Source organism: Nocardia sp. NPDC050412 (assembly GCF_044458825.1).
In the GTDB taxonomy this organism is placed as follows: domain Bacteria; phylum Actinomycetota; class Actinomycetes; order Mycobacteriales; family Mycobacteriaceae; genus Nocardia.
Genome location: NZ_JBITIJ010000033.1, coordinates 18,098 through 26,383 on the forward strand (window position 1 = coordinate 18,098; position 8,286 = coordinate 26,383).

Below are 8,286 nucleotides of genomic sequence, written 5' to 3' on the forward strand. Positions count from 1 at the left end.
GCAGGGCGGCTCCGATCATCGTGGTTCGCGCGGCGAGGCCAATCGTGGTGCCGCGCAAGGCGGTTCGGGCCCGCGTGCCTCCGGTTCGCGCGGCTATGCACCGGGAAGCCCTGCGCAGCAAGGTAATCCGTCGCGCCGCACAACGTCGGCCGCGCTGTCCGCGCCTGTCGGGAAGAAGCCCAAGAATCCGAAGCCGCAGAAGAAGGTCGTCTCCGCGCCGCTGCTGAGCAACGCCAAGCCGGCCAAGAAACAGCACGTCGACCAACCCGCCGAGGGCGGCCACGAGAAGTTGCCGTGGGGCGAAGGCGAGCGGCTGCAGAAGGTTCTCGCCAAGGCCGGTGTCGCCTCGCGCCGCGCCGCCGAGGAGATGATCGCCCAGGGCCGGGTCGAGGTCGACGGCGCGATCGTCACCGAACAGGGCCTGCGGATCGATCCGCAGCATGCCGTGGTCCGCGTCGACGGCACCCGCGTGATGGTGCGTGAGGAACTGGTCCATATCGCGCTGAACAAGCCCAAGGGCTGGCAGTCCACCATGTCCGACGATCTGGGCCGCCCGTGCGTCGGCGATATCGTCGCCGAACGCATCGCGGCCGGTCAGCGCCTGTTCCACGTCGGCAGGCTGGACGCAGACACCGAGGGGCTGTTGCTGCTCACCAATGACGGTGACCTCGCGCACCGGCTCATGCACCCGTCGTTCCAGGTGCCCAAGACCTATCTGGCGACGGTGAACGGTGAGGTGCACAAGTCGATCGGCAAGCGCCTGCGCGATGGTGTCGAACTCGACGACGGTCCGGCCAAGGTCGACAAGTTCCAGGTGCTCGAGCTGGGCGAGGGACGTTCGCTGGTCAAGATCGTGTTGCATGAAGGACGCAAGCACATCGTGCGCCGACTGCTCGATGCGGTCGGCCATCCGGTGACCCGGTTGGTGCGCACCAATATCGGTCCGGTCGCCTTGGGCGATCAACGGCCCGGCACGCTGCGCGTGATCGGCCGCGATGAAGTCGGCAAACTTTACGAGGCGGTGTCGTTGTGAACGGTGTAGAGATTCCCGTGGAGGTCCCTGCGATGGTTGAAGGCACCACGCCGCTGGTCGTTGCCATGGACGGGCCTTCGGGTACCGGCAAGTCCAGTGTGTCGCGGCGACTGGCAACCCGGCTCGACGCCAGTTACCTGGACACCGGTGCGATGTACCGCGTCGCGACGCTGCGGGTGCTGCGCGCCGGTGTCGAGTTGACCGATTCGGCGGCGATCGGTGCCGCGGTGAAGGAACTGCCGCTGACCATCGGCACCGATCCCAGCCGCGAGCTGATCCTGCTCGATGGTGAGGACGTCTCCTCCGAGATTCGCGGCAATGCCGTCACCAAGGCGGTGTCCGCGGTGTCGGCCGTTGCCGAGGTGCGCGAGCTGCTCGTTGCCCTGCAGCGTGAAATCGCTTCCGCCGCACAGCGAATCGTGGTCGAGGGGCGCGATATCGGCACCGTCGTGCTGCCGGATGCCGACGCCAAGATCTACCTCACCGCCTCGGCTGAGGCCCGCGCGCAGCGGCGCAACCAGCAGAACATCGCCGAAGGTCGCGGCGATGACTACGAGGGCGTACTCGCCGACGTGCAGCGTCGCGACACCCTCGACTCCACTCGCACGGTGTCCCCACTGCGTCCGGCCGACGACGCGGTGCAGGTCGACACCAGCGAACTGAATATGGATGAGGTCATCGACGAGCTGTATCGCGTTGTGGTGCGACAGGTTTCGATCGGCCGGACAGGTAGGACATTGTGAGCGAGCGAACCAAGGACACGGCAGTGTCACTCGTGACGGAGCCGAGCGCCGGCGAGGCGCAGTCATGAGTGAAGACGTTCTCGCGGGCGACGGCGTCTGGAGTGACGAATCCGATTGGGAGATAGCCGACCTCGATGGTGAGTTCGGCGAGGACGAACACCTCGCGATGCCGACGGTCGCGGTCGTCGGCCGCCCGAATGTCGGCAAATCGACGCTGGTGAACCGGATCCTCGGTCGCCGTGAAGCCGTCGTCGAGGATATTCCGGGCGTGACCCGCGACCGCATTTCCTATGAGGCGAACTGGGCGGGGCGCCGTTTCCTGGTGCAGGACACCGGTGGTTGGGAGCCCGACGCCAAGGGCCTGCAGCAGTCGGTCGCCCGCCAGGCCGAACTGGCGATGGAGACCGCCGATGCGATCCTGCTCGTGGTCGATGCCGTGGTCGGCGCGACGGCCACCGACGAGGCCGCGGTGAAGAAGCTGCGTCGCTCCAAGATTCCGGTGATCCTGGTCGCCAATAAGGTCGACGACGAACGCGTCGAGGCCGAAGCCGCCGCGCTGTGGTCGCTCGGTCTCGGTGAGCCGCGCATGGTCAGCGCCGCGCATGGTCGCGGCACCGGTGACCTGCTCGACGATGTCCTGGAAGTCCTCCCGGAGACCCCACGTGAGGGCACCGGCAGCACCGGCCCGCGCCGGGTCTCGCTGGTCGGCAAGCCCAACGTCGGCAAGTCCAGCCTGCTCAACAAGCTTTCCGGTGATGAGCGTTCGGTCGTGCACGATGTCGCGGGCACAACCGTCGACCCGGTCGATTCGCTGGTCGAATTGGGCGGCAAGATCTGGAAATTCGTCGATACGGCTGGTCTGCGTCGCAAGGTCTCCCATGCCAGCGGTATGGAGTTCTACGCATCGCTGCGGACCAAGGCGGCGCTGGAGGCCTCCGAGGTCGCGATCATGCTGATCGATGCCTCCGAACCGATCACCGAACAGGATCTGCGGGTGATCAGCATGGTCGCCGACTCCGGTCGCGCGCTCGTGTTGGCCTTCAACAAATGGGATCTGGTCGACGAGGACCGACGTCTGCAGCTCGACAAGGAAGTCGACCGGGATATGGTCCGGGTGCCGTGGGCTCAGCGCGTCAATATTTCCGCGCATACCGGACGTGCCGTCCAAAAGCTCGTGCCCGCAATGGAAACCGCGCTCGAATCGTGGGATAAGCGCATCCCTACCGGTCGGCTGAACAACTGGCTCAAGGAAGTCATCGCGGCGACGCCGCCGCCGATGCGCGGTGGTCGGTTGCCGCGCGTGCTGTTCGCCACGCAGGCCACCACCCGGCCGCCGACCTTCGTGCTCTTCACGACCGGGTTCTTGGAGGCGGGTTACCGCCGGTTCCTGGAGCGTCGCCTGCGTGAGGAGTTCGGCTTCGACGGTTCACCGGTTCGCATTTCGGTTCGCGTACGCGAGAAGCGGGAACGCAGGAAGTAGTCCTCGGAACGGACGTCGTTGTCCAGCAACGGCGTCCGTTCCGGATACGCCATCAGTAGAAGTCGGCGAGGTGGTCGGTTACCCACTCGGCCAGGGAACGTGCCGGGCGACCGGTGATATCGGCGACGGTGGTGGTGATTTCGGGGCGGGGAGCGGCCAGCATCTCGGTGTAGCCGTCGAGCAGGACATCGACGAAGGAGTCGGGGAAGGTGGCGTCGTCGAGTAGGCGCTGTCTGGCCTGTGCGCTTGTGAGTTCGGCCCAGCGCAGGGGGCGCCCGAGTACTTCGCCGATGACACGTACCTGCTCGGCCTGGGTGAGTAACTCGGGTCCGGTCAGCGTGTATGTGACTCCGGCATGGGCATTTTCGGTGAGTACTCGGGCCGCGACGGCCGCGATATCGGTCTCGTGGATCAGGCACATCGGCAACTCGCCGTGAATGCCGTGCACGATATCGCCGGTTCGGATCTCGTCGGCCCACCAGAGCGTATTGACGGCGAAGGTGCTCGGACGCAGGACCACAGATTCGATTCCGCAGCCGTGCACCAGCTTTTCCTGATCTTCGAAGCTGAGGTCCGAGATGCCCCCGGTGCCGAGGAATACGATGCGGCGGGCGTGCTCGGTGATGAGATCGAGTGCGTTGGGCAGTTGTGCGCCGGTGTGCAGCGGCCACAGCAGGAAGACAGCGTCGATGTCATCGAGACAGTCGAGGAGGGTTTCGGGTTCGGATAGTTCGGCGCGTACGACCTGCACGTCGGGCGGGAAATCAGCAGACGCTGGGTTGCGGGTGCCCGCGCGCACGCTGTGGCCTGCAGCGCGCAGGTGCGGGACGAGCTGGCTGCCGACGTTTCCGGTGGCGGCGAGGACGAGGATTCTCATGCTTCGATCCTGGTGGCGGGGAGCGGCTTCAACCAGAATCAGGCCTGATATTGCTGAAAACTGTCGAACTTGGAGGGTTCGGTGATGGATACCGTCGAAAGAGGGCTCATTCACGCGCTGCAGCTCGACGGCAGGGCATCCTTCCGAACCATCGCCGAAGTTCTCGACGTTTCCGAGAACACCGTGGCACGTCGGTATCGTCAGCTGCGGAATACGCATGGGCTCAGGGTGATCGGACTGGTGAACGGTCAGCGGCTCGGTTACGTCCAATGGACGATTCGGTTGCGCTGCACCCCCGAAGCCGCCGGTTCCGTCGCGAAAGCCCTTGCGGCACGGGACGATACATCCTTCGTATACCTGCTCTCCGCTGGCACCGAGGTTTCCTGCACGGTGCAGACCCGCAGTAGCGAAGAGCAGGAAGCCCTACTGCTGCACAAACTTCCACGCACGAGTCGAATCGTCGCAATGTCCGCGCACTTGCTGCTGCGCGGATTCGTGCTGCCCGACGGTTGGCGGGGTTTGGCCGCGCTGACACCCGACCAGGTCGACCATCTCAGGTCCGCCCCCATCGACCCCGAGGACGGACCCCTCCACCTCGACGAAGGCGATAAGTCCCTGCTGCGCGCCCTCAACCACGACGGCCGCACCTCCTACTCGGACCTCGCCACTGCCACCCAGTGGGCCGAAGCCAAAGTCCGCCGCCGCATGGCAGCATTGCGCCGCAACGGAATACTGCAGTTCCAGCTCGATATCCCCTCCGCTGCACTGGGATTCCGGACCGAGGCGCGGCTCTGGATCGCCGCACAACCTGCCGCCACCGTCAGCGTCGGCGAGGCGCTGGCCCGTCACCGCGAAGTCTCCTTCGCCGCCGTCACCACCGGCGCTACCAATCTGGTCGCGGCCGTCAACTGCCGTGATCCTCGAGATCTCGGTCGCTACTTGACCGAACGCATCGCCGAAGTCTCCGGCATCGCCACGCTCGAAACCGCTCCGATCATTCGCACCCTCAAACGCGCGGGTTCGCTGCTTCTCTGACGTGTGCTGCGTCACGATGCTGAGCCGCCGCATCCGGCGTAAGTTCGTTAATTAGCGAAATACCGAAGGGAGGTGGATGTGCTCGACGAGTGCAAAGCGTTGGCGAATGAGACCCGCTTGCGCATCCTCGCGTGGCTCAAGGAACCGGACGCGAACTTCCCGCAGCGGGGCGAGGACACCGCCGAGCTAGGGGTGTGCGTCGGTCTCATCCAGCAGAAGGCGGGGACCTCGGCCTCGACCATATCGGCGCACCTCGCGATCCTGCAGCGCGCCGGATTCCTCAGCGCCACTCGCCGCGGCCAGTGGACCTACTACCGCCGCGACGAAGCCCGCATCCTGGCCTTCACCGAAGAACTCCACCGCGTTCTCTGAGCTACGAAGGAAGTTTTATGCCCACCGCACTGTCGATCCTCGATTTGGCGTCGGTCGCACCCGGCCGCAGCGCACGCGACAGCTTCGAAAACAGCGTCGCGCTGGCCAGGGCCGCCGAGCGCAACGGCTATCGACGCGTCTGGTATGCCGAACACCACAACATGCGCTCGATCGCCTCCAGCGCCACCAGCGTGCTCATCGGTTACGTCGCCGCGCACACCGAGACGATTCGACTCGGCGCGGGCGGCATCATGCTGCCCAACCACTCGCCGCTGGTGATCGCGGAGCAGTTCGGCACCCTGGAGACGCTGTTCCCGGGGCGGATCGATCTCGGACTCGGCCGCGCGCCGGGCAGTGACCAGAAGACCATGTTTGCGCTGCGCCGCAATCCTTCCTCGGCGGACTCCTTTCCGCAGGATGTGCTGGAGTTGCAGGGCTACCTGTCGGGCAACTCGCGGGTCCCCGGTGTGCAGGCCGTGCCGCGCGCGGAAGGCATTGTGCCGCTTTACATTCTGGGGTCGTCGCTATTCGGTGCGCAGCTCGCCGCTCAGCTCGGCCTGCCGTATGCCTTCGCATCCCATTTCGCGCCGGACGCGCTGCACCAGGCGGTCGCCGTCTACCGCGACAGTTTCCGGCCCTCGGAGCAGTTGGCCGAGCCGTATGTGATGGCCGGTGTCAACGTGTTCGCGGCGGAGGACCACGATGCGGCGGTGGCGCAGAAGACGATTTCCTATCGTGCCCGCGCGCGAGCGATGATTCGACGGGGAGCGGCGGGCGCGGACTTCACAGATGAGGAGATCGATGCGTTCCTCGCCTCACCGAACGGCAGCCAGCTCAGCGCGATGACCAGGTACACCGCTGTCGGCACACCTGCCGAAGTCCGTTCGTACCTGGCGGAGTTCGCGGGCTCAATTGATGCGGACGAACTCATCGTCGCTCACCACGCCACCGAAATCGATGACCGGCTCCGGTCCGTCGAACTCACCGGCGGCCTCATCGCCGAGCCGGTAGCGCCCTAACTCACCGAGCCGCCGACGATCAGGTTCGCGGTGATGGTGCCGTCGGCTTCCTTATTGCCGTAGACGACGACCGCGGCACCGACCGTCACATCCGACACGCTGCGGCCGGTGACGACCAGCACCTGGGTAGCTGCGTTGACATGAACGTTCGTCGTGGCACCCAGAATCCCTTCCACCGCAAGCGTTTTGCCATCGTTGGCAGTGACCTTGCCGATGGTCAGCCCGCGATTGACCTGGACCGCGTTCGCCGGGACAGCGGTGGCATTGGTGGCCGCCGACCCGGCGGTCGGTGCCGAATCGGGTGCCGAACCCATGGACGCGATGAAGAAATACACCACCAAGGAAAGCAGGACCGCGAAGCTGGTGCCGATGAGCATGCCGAGATCGGGATAGTGCTGCCCTCGCTTCGACGGGATTGTGATGGCAGTAAGTATCACCGGGTCGATAGCCAGCTCCGCGCCGCCGCTGGACTCCTTGCTCGGGAGGCCCTTGGGCTGGTTCGACCACGGCGTGGCCGGGGGACTCATAGCTTCAACGTTATTTAACCGACTGTGAATACCTATCACCACCGGCGGGAGCACTTCGACACCGTTGACACGCCGAGCGGGTCGGGGTGCGGCCGAAGCGGCGGTACCTGGCATTATCCGTGCATGGTCATTCCCAGCGTGCTGCCGGAACGCCCTACCGTTGGAACCCCGTTCGAAACCGGCTGGCCGGTCCGCCTGGCCGATACCGACCGGGACCAGCGTCTGCGCCTCGACGCCATCGCCCGCTACCTGCAGGACATCGGCTTCGAACACCTCGACGCCGTCCAAGACGGCGACATCCACCGCGGCTGGGTCGTCCGCCGCACCGTCATCGACGTCCTCGAGCCAATCGAGTTCGGTGAGCACGTCACCCTGCGCCGCTGGTGCTCGGCCCTATCCAACCGCTGGTGCAATATGCGCGTGCAAATCTGCGGCAGCAAGGGCGGTCTGGTCGAAACCGAAGGATTCCTCATTCATTTCGGCACCGAATCCGGTGTCCCCGCCCGCATGAGCGACCGCTTCATGGCGCCCATGTTGGCCAGCACCACCGAACACCGCCTGCGCTGGAATGCCGCACTCACCGACCCGCTACCCACCGGGCCCGACATCGAAGAAGTGCCCTTCCCCCTGCGCGTCGCCGATTTCGACTGGCTCGATCACGTCAACAACGCCATCTACCTCAGCGCTCTGGAAGAACTCCTCGCCACCCACACCGACCTCACCTCCGGCCCCCACCGCACCGTCATCGAATACAGCAAACCGTTGACAGCAGGCGAGCAGGTCCGCGTAGTCGGCCGCCGCACCGGCAGCACACTAGACGCCTGGTTCGCCGTAGCCGACGACCCCCGAGCCGCCGCCCGCGTCACCCCACGCTGACTCCCACCCCACCCGCCCCACCGATAACCAGGCGATTCGGCGTCTGACCGTCCCCTGAGGTAATCTTTCCGAGCGCCCGAACACCAGGCGCAACGGGCTGTGGCGCAGCTTGGTAGCGCACCTGACTGGGGGTCAGGTGGTCGCAGGTTCAAATCCTGTCAGCCCGACAGGCTAAACCCCTTCCGACCAGCATCGGAAGGGGTTTTCTTGTTCCACGACACGCCGTGGAATTCGAACCGAGCCAGTCAAAATCTCATACTTTCGGCTCGCGTCCACGTGCCCAGGCCTCGAGCACGGCCCTGTTGTCGGGCACGGTCTCGGGCA

Annotated in this window: 9 protein-coding genes and 1 tRNA gene; 8 read left to right on the top strand and 2 right to left on the bottom strand. The window is 65.4% G+C overall.

Annotated features, from left to right (window positions below; all coding sequences use genetic code 11):
- The 3 genes from ACIBI6_RS40965 to der all read left to right on the top strand — a co-directional run.
- A partial coding sequence (locus ACIBI6_RS40965) for a pseudouridine synthase (RefSeq protein WP_396960546.1) occupies positions 1 to 1,033 on the top strand: 1,033 nt, incomplete at its 5' end.
- A 32-nt stretch (positions 1,034 to 1,065) separates the two neighbouring features.
- Positions 1,066 to 1,776 carry a (d)CMP kinase gene (gene cmk / locus ACIBI6_RS40970; protein WP_364354532.1) on the top strand — a complete coding sequence of 237 codons (711 nt, stop codon included), beginning with the start codon at positions 1,066 to 1,068 and terminating at the stop codon, positions 1,774 to 1,776.
- Between the two features lie 64 nt (positions 1,777 to 1,840).
- The gene (gene der / locus ACIBI6_RS40975; RefSeq protein ID WP_396960549.1) at positions 1,841 to 3,256 is read left to right on the top strand and encodes a ribosome biogenesis GTPase Der; all 1,416 of its coding nucleotides are present in this window, start codon (positions 1,841 to 1,843) and stop codon (positions 3,254 to 3,256) included.
- Positions 3,257 to 3,308: 52 nt separating this feature from the next.
- Here the strand turns inward: der and ACIBI6_RS40980 are convergent, their stop codons facing one another.
- Complete coding sequence (locus ACIBI6_RS40980) at positions 3,309 to 4,133, bottom strand: NAD(P)H-binding protein (RefSeq protein ID WP_396960551.1); 825 nt, start codon at positions 4,131 to 4,133, stop codon at positions 3,309 to 3,311.
- Between the two features lie 84 nt (positions 4,134 to 4,217).
- On the opposite strand from ACIBI6_RS40980, the gene ACIBI6_RS40985 reads away from it, so the two are divergent.
- The 3 genes from ACIBI6_RS40985 (at position 4,218) to ACIBI6_RS40995 (ending at position 6,559) form a co-directional block, all read left to right on the top strand.
- Entirely contained in the window at positions 4,218 to 5,168 is a 951-nt protein-coding gene (locus tag ACIBI6_RS40985; RefSeq protein ID WP_396960553.1) for an Lrp/AsnC family transcriptional regulator, read from the top strand.
- A 72-nt stretch (positions 5,169 to 5,240) separates the two neighbouring features.
- Complete coding sequence (locus ACIBI6_RS40990; protein ID WP_396960555.1) at positions 5,241 to 5,540, top strand: ArsR/SmtB family transcription factor; 300 nt, start codon at positions 5,241 to 5,243, stop codon at positions 5,538 to 5,540.
- A 17-nt stretch (positions 5,541 to 5,557) separates the two neighbouring features.
- A complete protein-coding gene (locus ACIBI6_RS40995) occupies positions 5,558 to 6,559 on the top strand; it encodes an LLM class flavin-dependent oxidoreductase (protein WP_364354517.1) in 1,002 nt (333 codons plus the stop codon).
- On the opposite strand, the gene ACIBI6_RS41000 is transcribed toward ACIBI6_RS40995, so the two are convergent.
- Entirely contained in the window at positions 6,556 to 7,086 is a 531-nt protein-coding gene (locus ACIBI6_RS41000; RefSeq protein WP_364354514.1) for a hypothetical protein, read from the bottom strand. The genes ACIBI6_RS40995 and ACIBI6_RS41000 overlap by 4 nt on opposite strands.
- A 123-nt stretch (positions 7,087 to 7,209) precedes the next feature.
- Here ACIBI6_RS41000 and ACIBI6_RS41005 point away from each other — a divergent pair, with 123 nt between their 5' ends.
- Together ACIBI6_RS41005 and ACIBI6_RS41010 are read left to right on the top strand one after the other, a co-directional pair.
- On the top strand, positions 7,210 to 7,962 hold the full coding sequence (locus tag ACIBI6_RS41005; protein WP_396960558.1) for an acyl-[acyl-carrier-protein] thioesterase: 753 nt from the start codon (positions 7,210 to 7,212) through the stop codon (positions 7,960 to 7,962).
- A gap of 93 nt (positions 7,963 to 8,055) precedes the next feature.
- Positions 8,056 to 8,129: transfer RNA gene (locus ACIBI6_RS41010), tRNA-Pro, on the top strand.
- The last annotated feature ends 157 nt before the right edge of the window (positions 8,130 to 8,286 follow it).